This is a genomic window from Acinetobacter sp. MB5, assembly GCF_003261585.1.
Lineage (GTDB): Bacteria > Pseudomonadota > Gammaproteobacteria > Pseudomonadales > Moraxellaceae > Acinetobacter.
The window spans coordinates 1-778 of record NZ_POVU01000047.1 but is presented as its reverse complement, the minus strand read 5'-3'; the positions used below and the strand labels follow the sequence as shown (position 1 = coordinate 778).

Genomic DNA, 778 nt, shown 5'->3' with positions numbered 1-778 from the left:
TAACGCAGCCAACTGTGTGCACTGTAAAACCTGTGATATTAAAGATCCGTCACAGAACATTACTTGGGTTGCACCTGAAGGTGGTGGTGGGCCAAATTATCCAAATATGTAGTTAAAAAAATCCCTGATTCGTCAGGGATTTTATTTAAGGCCATATTATTTCTCGGAAGCATCATAAATTTAGTCCAATTGAAAAGGACTATGCTGCTTTAAGTCAAGTCAGTACTTTGCTTTAAGCATGGTCTCTGGATGTTGTCTGCTGATAGTGCTGATTGTATTTCATACGGCAGTAATCCTGATAGGCATCGAGACTAATCACCACAACAGTTGGTCGACCTTGTCGAGTGATTTCAACAGCCTGACCACTGAGTACACGATCAATAATCATGGAAAACTGGGCACGCGCTGTGCTGTAATTAAAACTCAGCATGGAAAGTTTCTCGAATGGATGAGAAATATTCAGCTAGATATTATGCTGATCTCAACAGCATAATATCCTGCTGCACTCAGTGTTTAGAGTTGAGCAACCAACTCAGGCACAACTTCGTTCAAGTCACCCACTAACCAGTAGTCAGCAACTCCGTTGATTGGTGCTTCTTCATCTTTGTTGATCGCAACGATCACTTTAGAATCTTTCATACCCGCCAAGTGCTGAATCGCACCTGAGATACCCACAGCAATGTACAAGTCAGGTGCAACAATCTTACCTGTTTGACCCACTTGCATGTCGTTTGGTACAAAGCCTGCATCAACGGCTGCGCGTGATGCACCTTGTGCT

3 protein-coding genes are annotated in these 778 nt (G+C 43.1%); 1 reads left to right on the top strand and 2 read right to left on the bottom strand.

All coding sequences use genetic code 11. From position 1 onward, the window contains the following. Positions 1-112: 4Fe-4S dicluster domain-containing protein (locus tag C1A47_RS17535; RefSeq protein WP_162625960.1), on the top strand; the 112-nt coding region annotated here is incomplete at its 5' end. Positions 113-232: 120 nt separating this feature from the next. Here the strand turns inward: C1A47_RS17535 and C1A47_RS17530 are convergent. Both C1A47_RS17530 and C1A47_RS17525 read right to left on the bottom strand, forming a co-directional pair. Then, positions 233-430: a type II toxin-antitoxin system Phd/YefM family antitoxin gene (locus C1A47_RS17530; protein ID WP_111896291.1), complete on the bottom strand. Its 198-nt coding sequence runs from the start codon at positions 428-430 to the stop codon at positions 233-235. 83 nt (positions 431-513) lie between these two features. Continuing rightward, positions 514-778: FAD-binding protein (locus C1A47_RS17525; protein ID WP_205669607.1), on the bottom strand; the 265-nt coding region annotated here is incomplete at its 5' end.

What these genes read in the sequence shown, in the direction of transcription:
- C1A47_RS17530 (WP_111896291.1), bottom strand. Translation starts at nt 430, where the DNA reads ATGCTGAGTTTTAATTACAGCACAGCGCGTGCCCAGTTTTCCATGATT.